The organism is Gillisia sp. Hel_I_86 (assembly GCF_007827275.1).
GTDB lineage: Bacteria > Bacteroidota > Bacteroidia > Flavobacteriales > Flavobacteriaceae > Gillisia.
Genome location: NZ_VISE01000001.1, coordinates 809,272 through 825,230 on the forward strand (window position 1 = coordinate 809,272; position 15,959 = coordinate 825,230).

Here is a 15,959-nt window from a genome sequence, read left to right on the forward strand (position 1 = left end):
TTAATAAAATGGCATATTTCAAAAACATATCTGCATTAGGGAGATTTCTATACCCTTCTCTTTTATGGAATATGCCTCGAGACCAAAAGTCGATATATTTAACTTTCGATGATGGCCCACACCCTGAAATTACACCGTGGGTACTAGATACGCTAAAGAAATATGATGCAAAAGCGACATTCTTTTGCGTAGGCGAAAATATAGAAAGACACCCGGAAGTCTTTAAAAATCTAATTTCTGAAGGGCATTCCCATGGGAATCATACTCACAATCATTTAAAGGGTTGGAGAATTTCTACGCCTCATTACCTAGAAAATATTATTGAAGCAGAAGCTGTTATTTCGAGATTTTCGATGATGAAATCAGATAAGGATAAACTATTTAGACCTCCCTATGGAAAGATTAAACCTTCTCAAGTTAAGCAACTACAATTATTAAATTACAAAGTGGTTATGTGGGATGCTCTTAGCGGCGATTTTGATACTAGCATTTCTACAGAAGAATGTTATTATAATGTGATAAGAGAAAGTAAGGCTGGCAGTATAATCGTATTTCACGATAGCCAAAAAGCAAAGAATAAGCTGAAAGTTGTACTACCTAAAGTACTTGAGCATTATAAAGAAAAAGGATATAATTTTAAAGGAATCTAAACATATTCCTTTAACAAACCAATGAGAGTATTGGCATCTTGTTCTCCATTTTGCCTCCATCTCATCTCTCCGCCTTTGTAGATCATAAGTGTTGGAAGGCCTTTCACTCTTAACGCTTCAGCTAATTGCGGATTTTTATCTACATCTATCTTAATAATCTTTGCCTTATCACCAAGTGCGGCGGCAACATCCCTAAGAACAGGGTGCATAGCAGTAGAAGCCTCATTCCATTCAGTATAAAAGTCTAATAAAACTGGAATGTTTAAATCTATTAATTCACCAAATTTCGACATAAAATTTAAAAGCTACGTTTAGGTTAGATCTTAATACCTTTATTTGTAATAAAATCAAATATACTAATTTCTTTGAATTATGCGGGCTTTGCGCCCTTTCGCAATTCTATCACAGATACTTCTGGCCAAATCCCTACTCTCCCTGGATACGCTAAATACCCAAATCCACGGTTAACATTAATGTATCTTCCAAACTCCTCGTAGATACCAGCCCAATTCTCATACCTATATTGTACAGGGCTCCATTTAAACCATCCCGGTATTTCGATCCCAAACTGCATACCATGCGTATGCCCGCTTAGGGTTAAATGATAATGCTTTTCGTCTTTTTTAATCTTCTCTTGCCAATACGAAGGGTCATGACTCATAAGGACTTTAAAATCTTGCTTAGCCAATCCTTTTCCTGCCTTATCTAAATCCCCTTTTTTCTTAAAACCACCAGCGCCCCAATTCTCCACTCCAATTAATGCGATTCTATCATTACCTCTCTCTAAAAAACGATGTTCATTAAGCAACAAGTTCCATCCCATCTTGGAATGTACATTTTTTAAGGCTTCAAGATTATTTAATCTAGCCTGATCGCTTTCCCAGGCTACATAATCTCCATAGTCATGATTTCCCAGTACAGAAAAAACACCATCCTTAGCATTCAACTTAGAAAAAGTCTCTATCCAAGAGTCCATTTCTGTGGCTTTATTATTTACCAAATCTCCCGTAAATAAAATAGTATCTGCTTTTTGTTCATTTACAAGGTCTATAGCATATTCTATTTTTTCTTTATTATCGAAACTACCACTGTGAATATCACTAATCTGAGAAATCCTATATCCATCAAAAGCATCTGGCAGATCTTCAAAATACAAAGTATAATTTAGCACTTTATAGTTATATTTTCCTTTGTACATACCATATAATAACGAAGCAAATGGTATAGCTGCCACCCCTAAAGCAATCTGACTCAAAAATGTCCTTCTGGATGGCATTTCAAAAGAAGACTGGGAAGAAAACAGCTTATTAAAACTTGCTACAACAATTCGTACTATATCTTCACCAAACATAAAAACGGTAAGCAAAATTTTACTCACCATGAATGCCAGTATGAATCCCATAGCATATCCCCTACTCCCATCAAAAGTGCCACTAGGACTTGGTTGAGAAAATTGGTAAATAAAATTCCCCAAAACAATTAGCGAAAGAATAATATAGGTAGTATATAAATAATTACTCTTCGTAAGAGTTTTAACCACCTGAAAAGCATAAATATCTACAAGAATATAAAAACAGATAAAAAGGAACCAACGCATGGGGCATTCAATTTTTTGCGAAGATACTTTTAATCACCGTTTTATGTTTTGATTTTAAAGATAAATTAACGCCTCATCTTGATTTAAAAAAAACATGAATTCTTGTTCATGTATGATCTCTTATATAGTATCACACTTCAAATTTGATTATGCCTTAATAAAATTTATATTTAGCACTTATAAAAAGTTGAAAGCTTGAAAAGAAAAAATTTCATAATTAAATCAATTATCGGGACTGCCGGATTAAGCTACTTTTCCAGTACACTTTCAGCATTTAATACTACTAAAACATTGAAAACTTCAGAAATGAGTAAAGAAAATTCAGATATATTCCCTTTAACTATCGCCACATGGAATTTCCCGAACGCTAGTAAAAGAGCAGGAGAATTATTAGCAAAAGGAACTACTGCGCTAGATGCTGTGGAACAAGGTGTAATGGTAGAAGAGGCCGATATTAAAAACACAACGGTTGGAAAAGGTGGCGCTCCAGACAGGGATGGAAATGTTACATTGGACGCTTGCATTATGTCGCCAAGCGGAGATGCAGGAGCAGTAGTTTATTTAAAACATACCTTTAAGGCAGCTTCTGTTGCTAGAAAAGTAATGGAAGAAACCCCACATGTGATGCTTGCTGGTGAGGGTGCCGATTTATTTGCTGCTCAGCAAGGCTTCGAAAAAGAAGAATTATTTACTGAAAGCGCCAAAAAAGATTACGAAAAGTGGCTAGTTAAAAAGGAATATAAGCCAATCATAAATATCGAAAATCACGATACAATTGGAATGTTGTGTATAGATGAAAATGGAGACTTAGCCGGAGCATGCACTAGTTCTGGACTTTCCTACAAAGTAAACGGTCGTATTGGAGATTCACCAATTATTGGCTCTGGCTTATTTTTGGACAATGAAATTGGCGGTGCCGTTGCCACAGGAATGGGAGAAGCAATTATGAAAAGTGTAGGTAGCTTTTTAATAGTAGAACTAATGAGACAAGGAAAATCACCACAAGAGGCTTGCGAAGAAGCAATTAATAGAATTATTAAAGCAAATCCTAATTATAAAGAATTCCAAGCAGCATTCATTGCCGTAAACAAAAAAGGAGAAATAGGGTCTCATTGCATTCAAAAAGGATTCAGCTATGTGAAATTTCAATATGGTAAGAACGAAAATATCCCAAGTTCCTATAATTTTTAAACCCTGATGGAGGGTTTATTTCCAGTTATATTATCTTGGCTTGTCTGTTCCAGCCCAGTCGAGAACTTATTAGCTTAAATAAGAATTTCCCCCCGAGACTTCCTATCGTGTGGACACAATTATTTAATATTTTAAGGGATTAGCATTAATTTTACTCAAAAAATGAGAAGGGGGTTCACAGGCTTAGGGGATAAACGGTTGGTTTATCGGGGCAACAAGATTTTATCGGACCTGTTCAGCAAGAGCGTCCATTCGATCCGTCAGCTCAGCAGGAACGAATCAGACGCAAAGGCCGTTTACCGTTTTTTGCAGAACGATAGGGTCAGTGAAGGAGATATAGTAGAGAACTTGGTACATAATTGCCAGATGGCTTGTGCGGGCAAATTTGTTGTCTGTATCCAAGATACCACGGAGGTCAACCTAAGCAGCCATGGTAATAGGATCAATAAAGATGGCTTTGTGGGCACGACCAATGCGAAGAATTCCCAGGGACTGGGGTTCTTCATCCACCCAAGTTTGGTCTTGGATGCCGTGAGCGGCACCCCCTACGGCTATTCTGATATAAAGATCTGGAACAGGCCCTTGGAGTTCGCATCAAAGCATGAAAGACAGTACGGCAAGCTGCCCATAGAAGAAAAAGAGTCCTATAAGTGGATAGAAGTTTCCAAAAACACACAGGCCTCGCTAAGGGGCGTGGTAGCGGGAATGGTGATCGTACAAGATAGGGAAGGCGATATCTACGAACAGTTTGCAACCATACCAGATGCACAAACAGATCTATTGATAAGGGCCCGTACGGATAGGACCTTGGCGGATGGGTCAAAATTGTTTAGCTGCCTGGCGGACCAACCCTATCAAGGATCCTATGAGGTACAGGTGGATGCCTGTGCAAAGACCAGAAGAAAAAAAAGGATTGCAAAAATTGAAATCAGATATAAAGAGGTGGAACTTAAAAGGACCAGGGCGGCAAGCAAAGCAGTGGCACCCAGCATAAAACTATACCTGGTAGAGGCCAAAGAGGCGAACCGTACCGGGCCGGACAGGGTGTGCTGGAGGTTGTTGACAAGCCTGCCCATAGAGACTCTGGAAATGGCAGAAATGTGCGTGGAATGGTATAAGTGGAGGTGGACCATAGAAGAGGTGTTCAAGATATTAAAAAAAGAGGGCTACAATATCGAGGCGTCAGAGCTGGAGTATGGGTCATCGGTAAGAAAACTGAGCTTGTTGATAATGGAGGTCATCATCAAACTGTTCTTGATGCGGCTGGCGTATGCGGTACCAGAAGGAGAGATGAGCGCCGATAGCTGTTTCACGGAAGAAGAACAAACGTTTTTAGAGCACCAGATAATAAGACTGGAAGGTAGGACAGAGAAACAAAAAAACCCGTACAAGGAAAAAGGGCTAAAGAGATATGTTTGGGCGATAGCAAGACTTGGCGGATGGAAAGGCTATGAAAGCAAAAGGCATCCGGGCATAACGACCCTATGGATAGGATTGAAATATTTTAAGGCTGCCATGGAAGGGTGGACCATTCATAAAGATGTGTCCACACGATAGGAGACTTCGGGGCGCTCAACCTGACATATCTACTACGCACTGGAATAATAAAGAAGTTCATAAATCAATTTTCACTAACATACTTAACAAATATCCACCTTTTAAAATTTCAAAATCGGTTATTCAGCAATAACTTTGTAGCTTTGAGATTCGACATAAAACTTACCCATGGCAGACCAAAAACGCTTATTTCTACTAGATGCTTACGCTTTAATTTTTAGAGGCTACTATGCTTTTATTAAAAACCCTCGAATAAATTCCAAAGGATTAGATACTTCTGCAATAATGGGTTTTACCAATTCCCTTTTCGATGTAATTCGTAGAGAAAGACCAGATCATCTAGCTGTATGCTTCGATAAGGATGGGAGCCACGAGCGCACCGAACTTTATGCGGATTATAAAGCGAATAGAGATGCTACACCAGAACCAATTTCGATTGCAATCCCATATATTAAAAACATTCTACATGCCATGCACATTCCAGTGGTGGAATTACCAGGTTGCGAGGCAGATGATGTGATAGGCACCTTGGCAAAGCAAGCCGAAAAAGAGGGATATAAAACCTTTATGGTAACCCCAGACAAGGATTTCGCGCAATTGGTTTCAGAGAATATTTTCATGTACCGTCCTGCCCGAATGGGGAACGGAATCGAAATTCTTGGGATCCCTGAAGTCCAGAAGAAGTTTGGAGTCGAACGACCCGAACAAGTGATAGATTTTCTTGGGATGATGGGAGATGCCTCAGATAATATCCCCGGACTTCCCGGCGTGGGAGAAAAAACAGCAAAGAAATTCTTAGCTGAATATGGCAGTATGGAAGCACTTTTAGCAAATACAGATAAGCTAAAAGGTAAAATGAAAGAGAAAATTGAAGCAAATAAAGAATTAGGAATTCTTTCAAAAAGACTAGCGACCATACTTACAGATTGCGATGTACAATTTCATGCTGAAAATTATGAATTGTCCCATCCAGATGGCGAGAAAGTCCAGTTGTTGTTTGAAGAACTGGAGTTCCGAAGGTTGAAGGATCAGTTTTTAAAATTATTTTCAGGAGAGCAAACCACAACCCCAACCCAGGTTTCTGGAACACCTACCGCAAAAGCACAGGCAAAAGATCCAACTGCCGGAGCCGGACAATTTTCTTTATTTGGTGGCGATGCTACTGTTATTGAAGAGACTTCTAGCAGGAAAAGTTTATCAACTTCCGGGCATGTATACCAGAGCCTTACCAGCAATATGGCGATCGAAATGTTTCTGAAAAATCTATTAAAGCAAACCAGCGTTTGTTTTGATACGGAAACGACGAGTTTAAATCCGTTGGAAGCAAAATTGGTGGGAATTGCATTTTCTTGGGAAGCAGGAAAAGGGTTTTATATGCCATTTCCGAAAGATGATACGGAAGCGCAGGGGATAATAGAGAAGCTCCGCCCATTCTTTGAAGCAGAAGGAATTGAAAAGATTGGTCAGAATTTAAAATATGACATTAAAGTCTTAGCAAAATATAAAATAGAAGTAAAAGGTAATTTATTCGATACCATGATCGCGCATTATCTAATCAATCCAGATATGCGGCATAATATGGATGTGCTTGCAGAAACCTATCTCAACTATACTCCGCAATCCATTACCGAGCTTATTGGTAAGAAAGGAAAGAATCAAGGGAACATGAGGGATGTGCCTTTGGATAAGCAAACCGAATATGCCGTGGAAGATGCAGACATCACGCTTCAGTTAAAACAACATTTTCAACCAGAGTTGAAAGAAGCTGAAACCGAAAAACTTTTCAATGAAATAGAAATTCCGCTAGTTCGTGTGCTCGCCGATATGGAACTGGAAGGCATCAATCTGGACGAGAATTTCTTAAAATCGCTTTCTTCAGAATTAGAAAAAGATATCGCAACGCTGGAAAAGAAAATTTATGAAGATGCAGGAGAAGAATTCAATATCGCATCTCCAAAACAACTCGGGATCATTCTTTTCGAAAAACTGGAATTGGTCAAGAAACCAAAAAAGACAAAAACCGGACAGTATTCTACAAGTGAAGATGTGCTTTCCTACCTGGCTTCCGAACACGAGATCGTGAAAAGTGTGCTAGAATACAGAGGGCTTGTAAAGTTGAAGAATACCTATGTAGATGCATTGCCAAATCAGGTTGAAAAAACTACGGGCAGGGTGCATACAGATTATATGCAAACTGTTGCTGCTACCGGAAGATTGAGTTCCAACAATCCAAACCTTCAGAATATCCCAATAAGAACGGAAAGGGGAAGGCAGGTTAGAAAGGCATTTATCCCCCGAGATGAGAATTACACCTTATTAGCGGCAGATTATTCCCAGATAGAACTGCGAATTATTGCTGCCTTGAGCAAAGAGGATACTATGATCGAAGCCTTTAAAAAGGGAGAAGACATTCATGCTTCCACCGCTGCCAAGGTTTTTAATGTGCCCTTAGAAGAAGTAACACGGGAACAACGAAGCAATGCAAAAACAGTAAATTTCGGGATCATTTATGGGGTTTCTGCATTTGGCTTGAGCAATCAGACCGATCTTTCCAGAGGAGAATCCAAAGAACTTATTGAAACTTATTACGCTACCTATCCAAAACTAAAAAGGTATATGCAGGAGCAAGTGGATTTTGCAAGAGATCATGGATATGTACAAACAGTTTTGGGCAGGCGCAGGTATTTAAAGGATATCAATTCGCAAAATGCAGTAGTTCGCGGAGCTGCGGAACGTAATGCAGTAAATGCTCCTATCCAAGGAAGCGCAGCAGATATTATTAAATTGGCAATGATAAATATCCACCGAAAGTTAAAAGAAGGTAATTACAAAACTAAAATGCTTCTGCAAGTGCATGATGAATTGGTTTTTGATGCCTACAATGAGGAATTGCCCGAAATGAAGAAAATGATCAAGGCTGAAATGGAAAATGCCTTTAAGATGGAAGTACCTTTAGATGTAGATTTAGGGGAAGGTAGAGATTGGCTAGAAGCACATTGATGTATAATCCTACAAATAATTATCTATTTCGCAATATTTTACCGATAAAAGCATTAGATTAGGCGCTGAAATAATTTTTAACCACATTATTTAAACCTAACCTAATTATTATGAAATTAAACAAATTACTTTTTCCAGTACTAGCTTCTGGAATGTTACTAACAGTTTCTTGTGAAAAAGACAACTTCTCTGCAGAGCAGGAAGAAGCAGTAGTTGCTAAAGAACAATTATCTTTTGTTCCTAACGAAGTCCTAGTTAAATTTAAAGATGGAAAAGCAAGCACTAAAGCTCGTAGTAATGCCTTGTCATTAATTCAAGGGGTTGTTGTTGAGACTATCCAAACTAGTGCCATGAAATCTGCAAACAGAGACGAAGTACTTTTAGTAAGTTCTAAATTAAGCACTTTAAATGCAATTGCACAGTTAAAAGGAGTGGCTGAAGTAGAGTATGCAGAGCCTAATTTTATCTACCACCATAATGCAACCTCTAACGATCCAGCTTATACAAATGGTACACTTTGGGGTATGTATGGAGATGCAACCACACCTTCTAACCAATATGGTAGTCAGGCAGGAGAAGCTTGGGCAGCTGGAAACACTGGTTCTAACACAGTTTATATTGGAATTATAGATGAAGGTTACATGTACATGCATGAAGACCTAGCAGCCAATGCTGGAACAAATCCTGGAGAAATAGCAGGAAATGGTGTAGATGATGATAATAACGGATATATAGATGATGTATACGGTTGGGATTTCGACGGAAATGACAACAGTGTTTTTGACGGTATAGATGACGACCACGGAACTCACGTTGCGGGTACTATTGGTGGTGTTGGAAACAACGGAACCGGTATTGCAGGTGTTGCTTGGAATGTAAAATTAATGAGCGGTAAATTCTTAGGAAGACGCGGTGGAACAACAGCTAACGCGATTAAAGCTGTAGATTATTTTACAGGGTTAAAGCAAAATGGGGTAAATATTGTTGCTACAAACAACTCTTGGGGTGGCGGAGGCTTCTCTCAAGGTCTTTACGATGCTATTGACCGCGCAAACCAAGCAGGGATCTTATTTATAGCTGCTGCTGGAAATGAGACTAATAATAATGACTCTAATTTATCTTACCCAGGATCTTATACTAATAGCAATATTATTGCTGTTGCTTCAATTACAAATTCTGGAGGATTAAGTAGCTTTTCTAATTATGGTGCAACTACTGTAGATCTTGGAGCACCGGGATCTGGAATTTATTCTTCAGTCCCTACAAGATCTAAGGGTCAAATACTTTCTGGGTATGCAACATATAGCGGTACCTCTATGGCAACACCACATGTTTCTGGTGGAGCTGCACTTTATGCTTCTTCTTACCCGGGAGCTACTGCTGCAGAGATTAAAAATGCTATCATGAGTTCTGCAGTACCAACATCTTCCTTAACTGGAAAATGTGTTACTGGTGGGCGTTTGAACGTTAGCGGCTTCTAAAAATTAACTATATTTTATAAAATTAAGAGTCTTCAAAATTTGAAGGCTCTTTTTATTTACTTAATTCTGAATATTAATTCAACTAGTTAAGTAGCTTTTAACAAGAAAATACACTCTCGCCCTTTTTTTTAGTATCAAATTATCACATCATGCTAATGTATATTACTGTAGTTCTTTCGTCACTAATTTAAAATCCATAACAGTAAAATTGCACACTCCTAAATATATCTATCTTAAATACAATAAAAATGTAATGTCCTTTTTTGGCCAGAAAGGCATCCGGCCATCCATTTTATCACCTTGAACCTGTTTAAGTTTATGTTTTGAATATTCATTACATGTAGATCTTCAAAGGAATTCAGAAAGATGTCCTTTATTAGATTATGATACTTTACGAACAATCAAAAAAAAAGCCGGTCAATTTAATTGATCGGCTTTTTCATCTTAAAACTAAATATACTCATCCGCCTTTTTACCAGTAATAGAATTTAAAGTCACATCGAGCGCAGTCGAGATGTTTTTTTCATTAACTGGTAAGGTTGTGGGGAATTGTAAAACAAAAATTTTATATCCGTGTATATTCCAATGCCAAGATTCTGATTTTTGAGGCAGAGGTATCTCCTGGATCATTGACATACACATTAGATTCAGCTTTAGAAACATCGAATGCAAAAGTTGAAGTATTGTAATTAAGTGGTTTTCTTTGGGTGTATGCTGTACCATCTATTGTAATATCCATTAGAAGGTCGCTGCCTTCGATATCCCACGTGCCAAAATCAACCCTATTTTTCACACAAACAAATTCAACATTATTTGTGCCTCCATTAAAATCGAGACGTGCATTCGTTGTAGAAAATGTTCTATCCTGATTAAAAATTACTTTCATATCATTAAAACAAGAAGATTCATTTAATAGGTTGGTATCTCCTGTTCCATCCTTATTCAGGTCTACTAAGGTATCAGCCTGCATTGCAGAAAGATTCCATTCCCCCACAAGGTCATCGGGATTGATTGTAGCAGCAAAATTGCTTGTTTTAAAAGAAGAGTTAGGGTCGGCTTCACCTTCTTTACTACAAGAAAAAATTAATGGGATCAAGGCAAAAAGCAGGATGGTTTTCGGTAACTTCATAACGTAGGTATTTGATTTTAGGGCAACTAGAAGGCAAACATAAAGATTTTAAAAGGATTATTATGACATTATTAACACTTAAATTGCTATTTATCGCAAAATAATGCCTTTAGTCGATTAGAATACATGAGATATATTAACTCGCGGGCTGTTAATATATTTTATACAGACTTTTTTCAAATAAGCTTCGTTTATAAGGCCTTATTTTCAGCATTCAAAAGGCATTGACAACCAATGATTTCTGTTCTAATAAATTAATGGAGGTCTATTTGCATTCTGAATTTATAATTGTACATTTGCACCCCTGTTTTCCCGATAGATTTATCTAGGGGCAGGGAATGGAATGTTTAATAACAAGTAAAATTAATTAGTGTGGACACATTAAGCTACAAAACAGTATCGGCCAACAAGGCTACCGTGACCAAAGATTGGGTACACGTGGATGCTGATGGTCAGACTTTAGGTCGTCTTTCTACTCAGGTTGCAAAATTGCTAAGAGGGAAATTCAAGCCTAACTTCACCCCACACGTTGATTGCGGTGATAACGTAATTGTTACCAATGCCGAGAAAATCAACTTAACAGGAAAGAAATGGGATTCTAAAGAATACATTCGCCATACTGGCTACCCTGGGGGACAACGCAGTCTAACTGCAACCGAATTATTCAATAAAGGACCGGAAAGGTTAATTGAAAATGCGGTAAAAGGAATGCTGCCTAAAAACAAATTGGGCGCAGCTATATTCCGTAATTTAAAGGTATATGTAGGATCAGAACATGATCAATCTGCACAAAAGCCTAAAACTATCAACCTAAACGATCTTTTGTAATGGAAGTTATTCACAAAATTGGCCGTAGAAAAACGGCTGTTGCACGTGTATATGTTGGACAAGGAAAAGGCAACATTACTATCAACAAAAAGGATCTTAACGATTATTTCACTACAGGACCTTTAGTTTATAAGGTAATGCAACCTCTTAACATGACCGGGAACGAAGAAGCCTTCGATATCAAAGTTAATGTTTATGGTGGTGGTATCACTGGACAAGCTGAAGCTATCCGTCTTGCTATTTCTAGAGCAATGGTAGAATTGGACCCGGAAAACAGAGCTACTTTAAAGCCTGAAGGTTTAATGACCAGAGATCCAAGAATGGTAGAACGTAAGAAATTCGGACAGAAGAAAGCTAGAAAGAAATTCCAGTTCTCTAAACGTTAATATCATTGGGCATTGCCCGAAAGTTCATTTAAAAATTAAAATTTTTGTTGTTGCTCCGGTTGTTTATCGGAGGTTAGTTTAGCATCTAAACCACGCCTTAGCGGGGTTGCTATCTCAACAGAACGTAAACTATTACAAAAATGGCAAACAAAGTAGAAGTAAAAGAATTACTTGATGCAGGTGTGCATTTTGGACACCTTACAAGAAGATGGAACCCAAACATGGCCCCATATATCTATATGGAACGCAATGGGATCCACATCATAAACCTATATAAAAGTGCTGCAAAAATGCAGGAAGCTGGGGAAGCTCTTAATAAGATCGCTTCCAGTGGACGTAAAATACTTTTTGTAGCTACCAAAAAACAAGCTAAAGAAATTGTTGCAGAACATGCAGCAAAAGCCAACATGCCATATATCACTGAAAGATGGCCTGGTGGAATGCTTACAAACTTTATCACTATACGTAAAGCTGTTAAGAAAATGGCTTCTATCGATAGAATGAAAAAAGATGGTACTTTCAACACCCTTTCTAAGAAAGAGCGCTTGCAAGTAGACCGTTTAAGAGCTAAGTTAGAGAAAAACTTAGGTTCTATTTCAGAAATGAGCCGTCTTCCTTCTGCTCTATTTGTTGTAGATATTACCCGTGAACACATTGCGGTTAAAGAAGCTCAAAAATTAAACATTCCAATTTTTGCAATGGTTGATACAAATTCTGATCCTCGCGAAGTAGAATATGTGATTCCATCTAATGATGATGCTTCAAAATCTATCGACAAAGTTGTTTCTTATATGGCAGAATCTATTATTGCTGGCCTTTCGGAAAGAAAATCCAACAAAGATGCCAAAGAAGACAATAAAGAAGAGAAAGCCGACAAGGCTCCTAAAGTTGCAAAAGCAAAAAAATCTGATGATAAAGTAGAAGCTCCTTCTAAAGAAACTGAAGACAAAAAAGAAACGAAAGCTGAAGTTGAAGCTCCTTCTAAAGATGCTGATGATAAAAAGGCAACGAAAGAAGCTAAAGCTAAAGTAGAAGTTCCTTCTACAGATGCTGAAGATAAAAAAGCGATGAAAGAGGCTAAAGAAGATGTAAAATTAGAATCTAAAAAAGAAACAAAAGCTAAAGCTGCTGATTCTACCGAAGAGAAAAAATAATACAACTTTTTAAGTAATATATAAGTCGTTTAGAGCATGTTTAAAAACAAATTTGGGTGAAAGTTTGTAAAAAAAGTTGGGCAGTATAAACTTTGTAGTTCACAAATAAAACAGAGTTTATGAAATCGAGATACACCCGATCGACTGCCCAACAGTGGGAAATTATGAAAAAATTCCTTCCCGTTAAAATCAAGGGCCACTATAAGTTGCGCGACATTGCCGACGCCATCCTTTGGATATTGCGCACTGGCTGCCAATGGCGGAACCTACCGGAATGCTTTCCCAAATGGGAGAGCGTCTACTACCATTTCAGGAAGTGGGGCCGGGACGGCACCCTTTCAAGGCTGAACGCAGGGCTGAACATGATGGAGAGGAAGCGGCAGGGAAAGGGGGCAACGCCCAGTATGCTGTCGATCGACAGCCAGTCCGTCAAGGCGGGGCCGATGACCTCCGAGTCGAAGGGCATCGACGGGAACAAGAAGATAAACGGACGGAAACGGCACGCGATCACCGATACCCTCGGCCTGGTATGGGGCGTTGTGGTAGGCGCGGCGAACCAGGCCGACGGGGCGGTGGCCGAGAGGGTGGTGGAGCCCCTGTTGGGCTATCTGGACCGGATGGAAAAGATACTGGCCGACCATGCCTACAAGAAGGTGTTCATGGAGTGGGTCGAGAGGACGGTAATAGGGCTGGAAGTGGAGATCTCGTCATGCCCGCCATCCTCGAAAGGCTTTGTCCCGGTAAAGTGGAGATGGGTCACCGAAAGGACCTTCGGGATCTTCAATTTCTTCAGGCGACTGGACAAGGATTATGAAAAAACACCGGAAAGTCAGGAATATTGGGTATTGTGGCAGAATTGTCAGATTATCCTCAATAGAATCGAATGATTCTTGTGAATCGTTTTTAAACATGCTCTTAGATCTTTCTTCAAACAAAGCTAAACGACTTATTTTTTAAAAACTAAAAAATTTTAAACATCATGGCAAAAATAACAGCCGCAGAAGTAAATAAATTAAGAAAATCTACCGGTGCCGGTATGATGGATTGCAAAAAAGCATTAGTGGAAGCTGATGGGGATTTTGAATTGGCAATCGAAGTATTACGTAAACAAGGTCAAAAAGTTGCAGCAAAGCGTGCCGACAGGGATTCTTCTGAAGGAGCTGTAATAGCAAAAGTAAACGAGGATGCTACCAAAGGGGTGATCGTTTCTTTAAACTGTGAGACAGATTTCGTTGCGAAAAATGATACTTACGTAGCTATGGCTACTCAAATTGCAGAAATCGCACTTTCTACTTCTTCTAAAGAAGAATTATTGGCCGCAGATTTCAACGGGATTTCTGTTCAGGATAAATTAACCGAGCAAACAGGAGTTATCGGTGAGAAAATAGAGATAGGTGGTTATCGTACAATGGAAGCTCCTTTTGTAGGTTCTTACATTCACGCTGGTAATAGGATCGCTGTTTTAACAGGTCTTTCCAAGAACGTTGATGGAGCTGAAGAAGCTGCAAAAAACGTTTCTATGCAGGCTGCTGCTATGAACCCGGTTGCTTTAAATGAAGAAGGTGTAGATCAATCTACTATCGATAAAGAAATAGAGATCGCCAAAGATCAATTGAGACAAGAAGGAAAACCAGAAGAGATGTTGGACAACATCGCTAAAGGCAAACTAAAACGTTTCTTTAAAGACAACACTTTAGTGAACCAAGATTATATTAAAGATAACAAAATGAGTGTCGCTGCTTACGTTAAGTCTGTAGATAGTGATCTTAAAGTTGTTGCTTTTGAAAGAGTTGCTTTAGGATGATCTCTTAAAAGCTAAATTGTACCAACCCGTTTCAATTAAATGAAACGGGTTTTTTTATTTTCCTATTTCTCCTAAATGGGTGAATTTAAATCCTCTCGCGTATTTTAATCCATATCCCAATATCCTATCAAATGAGGCGTGGGAAAAAAGTATAATTCCAGCTAATTGTAAATAATGGGATCCTAAATATGTTCCAATGATCCCTATTAAAACAGCTAGGCCTTCATGATGAAATAAGTTATAAGAAATAGCTCCTGCCTTATTCCCTATTAAGTAACCTAACATTCCAATATCTGGAAGTAAAAATAATATTAAAAACCACCACCATGAAAATGGTAGAAAACCAAAAAAAATTATACCGGTTAGCAACATTCCCAATTCTTCTAATTTTAAGGTAAGTTTCATATCATTGAAGTTTATATAATACAGGTTTACTTGGAGAGGCATCATTCTCAAAAGAAGCTATTTGAAGGTTTAGAATATATAATCCATCTTCAACTTTATTAGCCACATAGATTAGCTCTGTTATGGAAGCGTCGAATCTAGTATTCTTAGGATAGTTCCAAAAAGCTTTATGAGCTAACAGCTTTCCTTCATCCTTTTCCTTATCTACAGAAGGCAAATCGATCAAAAGGTGCTTTATTCCACATTCTCTAATGTATTTGGCGGCAGCTTCTTCTAGGTAAGCCCAATTGGTATGAGAATATTTCTTGCTGCGCTTTTCAATATAATTGGGAAGGGTTCTTATAACAAGTGCTTCAGCCTCATTTTCTTTCAACAAACTTCTAATTTGTGCCTCGGTGATCACTTGATCTTCGCCACGATTTTCAGGTTCAATAGAGATCACTTTTGTAGTGAAAAAGAAAGTCTTTAAAGTTTCATTTATACTGTGAAATTCTCTCGTTATATGACCCACACATTCGGTATGCGTGCCATGCGCGTGTGGATTGAAATAAATATTATTGAAATTAGTAGAACTCCCAGCAGTAACTTTTCCAACAAAATCTCCATCAATCACTGGTTGAATCTTTGGTGAATTCAAATACCATGCAATCGGATTTTTATTGTCACCACGAAGCACTAGAGAAATGTCCAAGGGTTTGGAGAGATCTATAATATAGGTGCTGTTTTTATGTTTTATTTCTGCTTTCATCTTTTAATTTCAACTAGTAATGACATGTT

Annotated in this window: 15 protein-coding genes; 10 read left to right on the forward strand and 5 right to left on the reverse strand. The window is 38.3% G+C overall.

Going from position 1 to position 15,959, the window contains the following annotated elements; genetic code table 11:
• Window positions 1-8 precede the first annotated feature (8 nt).
• On the forward strand, window positions 9-650 hold the full coding sequence (locus JM83_RS03585; protein WP_144959445.1) for a polysaccharide deacetylase family protein: 642 nt from the start codon (window positions 9-11) through the stop codon (window positions 648-650).
• Here the strand turns inward: JM83_RS03585 and JM83_RS03590 are convergent.
• Together JM83_RS03590 and JM83_RS03595 are read right to left on the reverse strand one after the other, a co-directional pair.
• Complete coding sequence (locus JM83_RS03590) at window positions 647-943, reverse strand: thioredoxin family protein (RefSeq protein ID WP_144959447.1); 297 nt, start codon at window positions 941-943, stop codon at window positions 647-649. The two genes, JM83_RS03585 and JM83_RS03590, sit on opposite strands and share 4 nt — an antisense overlap.
• Window positions 944-1,020: 77 nt before the next feature.
• Window positions 1,021-2,247, reverse strand: a complete 1,227-nt coding sequence (locus tag JM83_RS03595) for a metallophosphoesterase (protein WP_144959449.1) — start codon at window positions 2,245-2,247, stop codon at window positions 1,021-1,023.
• Window positions 2,248-2,442: 195 nt separating this feature from the next.
• Between JM83_RS03595 and JM83_RS03600 the strand changes: the two genes are divergently transcribed.
• The 4 genes from JM83_RS03600 to JM83_RS03615 all read left to right on the forward strand — a co-directional run bounded on the left by JM83_RS03600 (window position 2,443) and on the right by JM83_RS03615 (window position 9,476).
• Entirely contained in the window at window positions 2,443-3,438 is a 996-nt protein-coding gene (locus JM83_RS03600) for a N(4)-(beta-N-acetylglucosaminyl)-L-asparaginase (protein ID WP_144959451.1), read from the forward strand.
• Window positions 3,439-3,600: 162 nt separating this feature from the next.
• Complete coding sequence (locus JM83_RS03605) at window positions 3,601-4,995, forward strand: IS4 family transposase (RefSeq protein ID WP_144959452.1); 1,395 nt, start codon at window positions 3,601-3,603, stop codon at window positions 4,993-4,995.
• 168 nt (window positions 4,996-5,163) lie between these two features.
• Window positions 5,164-7,995, forward strand: coding sequence for a DNA polymerase I (gene polA, locus JM83_RS03610; protein ID WP_144959454.1), 2,832 nt, complete (start codon window positions 5,164-5,166; stop codon window positions 7,993-7,995).
• Window positions 7,996-8,105: 110 nt separating this feature from the next.
• Window positions 8,106-9,476, forward strand: coding sequence for a S8 family peptidase (locus tag JM83_RS03615; protein ID WP_222430207.1), 1,371 nt, complete (start codon window positions 8,106-8,108; stop codon window positions 9,474-9,476).
• Between the two features lie 565 nt (window positions 9,477-10,041).
• On the opposite strand, the gene JM83_RS03620 is transcribed toward JM83_RS03615, so the two are convergent.
• Window positions 10,042-10,605, reverse strand: coding sequence for a DUF5004 domain-containing protein (locus tag JM83_RS03620; protein ID WP_144959456.1), 564 nt, complete (start codon window positions 10,603-10,605; stop codon window positions 10,042-10,044).
• Window positions 10,606-10,977: 372 nt separating this feature from the next.
• Between JM83_RS03620 and rplM the strand changes: the two genes are divergently transcribed.
• The 5 genes from rplM to tsf all read left to right on the forward strand — a co-directional run bounded on the left by rplM (window position 10,978) and on the right by tsf (window position 14,777).
• Window positions 10,978-11,433: a 50S ribosomal protein L13 gene (gene rplM, locus JM83_RS03625; protein WP_034919612.1), complete on the forward strand. Its 456-nt coding sequence runs from the start codon at window positions 10,978-10,980 to the stop codon at window positions 11,431-11,433.
• Window positions 11,433-11,819: a 30S ribosomal protein S9 gene (gene rpsI, locus JM83_RS03630; protein WP_121344652.1), complete on the forward strand. Its 387-nt coding sequence runs from the start codon at window positions 11,433-11,435 to the stop codon at window positions 11,817-11,819. Before rplM ends, rpsI begins: the two co-directional genes overlap by 1 nt.
• Window positions 11,820-11,959: 140 nt before the next feature.
• Entirely contained in the window at window positions 11,960-12,973 is a 1,014-nt protein-coding gene (rpsB, locus tag JM83_RS03635; RefSeq protein WP_144959458.1) for a 30S ribosomal protein S2, read from the forward strand.
• A 119-nt stretch (window positions 12,974-13,092) separates the two neighbouring features.
• Complete coding sequence (locus JM83_RS03640; RefSeq protein WP_144959460.1) at window positions 13,093-13,860, forward strand: IS5 family transposase; 768 nt, start codon at window positions 13,093-13,095, stop codon at window positions 13,858-13,860.
• 92 nt (window positions 13,861-13,952) lie between these two features.
• Window positions 13,953-14,777: a translation elongation factor Ts gene (tsf, locus tag JM83_RS03645; RefSeq protein ID WP_144959462.1), complete on the forward strand. Its 825-nt coding sequence runs from the start codon at window positions 13,953-13,955 to the stop codon at window positions 14,775-14,777.
• Window positions 14,778-14,831: 54 nt separating this feature from the next.
• Here tsf and JM83_RS03650 read toward each other — a convergent pair whose 3' ends face one another.
• Together JM83_RS03650 and JM83_RS03655 are read right to left on the reverse strand one after the other, a co-directional pair.
• Complete coding sequence (locus tag JM83_RS03650; RefSeq protein ID WP_144959463.1) at window positions 14,832-15,182, reverse strand: DUF4260 domain-containing protein; 351 nt, start codon at window positions 15,180-15,182, stop codon at window positions 14,832-14,834.
• Window position 15,183: 1 nt separating this feature from the next.
• A complete protein-coding gene (locus JM83_RS03655; RefSeq protein ID WP_144959465.1) occupies window positions 15,184-15,930 on the reverse strand; it encodes a cyclase family protein in 747 nt (248 codons plus the stop codon).
• Window positions 15,931-15,959 lie beyond the last annotated feature (29 nt).

What these genes read in the sequence shown, in the direction of transcription:
- JM83_RS03605 (WP_144959452.1), top strand. Translation starts at nt 3,601, where the DNA reads ATGAGAAGGGGGTTCACAGGCTTAGGGGATAAACGGTTGGTTTATCGG.
- rpsB (WP_144959458.1), top strand. Translation starts at nt 11,960, where the DNA reads ATGGCAAACAAAGTAGAAGTAAAAGAATTACTTGATGCAGGTGTGCAT.
- JM83_RS03615 (WP_222430207.1), top strand. Translation starts at nt 8,106, where the DNA reads ATGAAATTAAACAAATTACTTTTTCCAGTACTAGCTTCTGGAATGTTA.
- JM83_RS03640 (WP_144959460.1), top strand. Translation starts at nt 13,093, where the DNA reads ATGAAATCGAGATACACCCGATCGACTGCCCAACAGTGGGAAATTATG.
- polA (WP_144959454.1), top strand. Translation starts at nt 5,164, where the DNA reads ATGGCAGACCAAAAACGCTTATTTCTACTAGATGCTTACGCTTTAATT.
- tsf (WP_144959462.1), top strand. Translation starts at nt 13,953, where the DNA reads ATGGCAAAAATAACAGCCGCAGAAGTAAATAAATTAAGAAAATCTACC.
- JM83_RS03620 (WP_144959456.1), bottom strand. Translation starts at nt 10,605, where the DNA reads ATGAAGTTACCGAAAACCATCCTGCTTTTTGCCTTGATCCCATTAATT.
- rpsI (WP_121344652.1), top strand. Translation starts at nt 11,433, where the DNA reads ATGGAAGTTATTCACAAAATTGGCCGTAGAAAAACGGCTGTTGCACGT.
- JM83_RS03585 (WP_144959445.1), top strand. Translation starts at nt 9, where the DNA reads ATGGCATATTTCAAAAACATATCTGCATTAGGGAGATTTCTATACCCT.
- JM83_RS03595 (WP_144959449.1), bottom strand. Translation starts at nt 2,247, where the DNA reads ATGCGTTGGTTCCTTTTTATCTGTTTTTATATTCTTGTAGATATTTAT.
- JM83_RS03650 (WP_144959463.1), bottom strand. Translation starts at nt 15,182, where the DNA reads ATGAAACTTACCTTAAAATTAGAAGAATTGGGAATGTTGCTAACCGGT.
- JM83_RS03590 (WP_144959447.1), bottom strand. Translation starts at nt 943, where the DNA reads ATGTCGAAATTTGGTGAATTAATAGATTTAAACATTCCAGTTTTATTA.
- JM83_RS03655 (WP_144959465.1), bottom strand. Translation starts at nt 15,930, where the DNA reads ATGAAAGCAGAAATAAAACATAAAAACAGCACCTATATTATAGATCTC.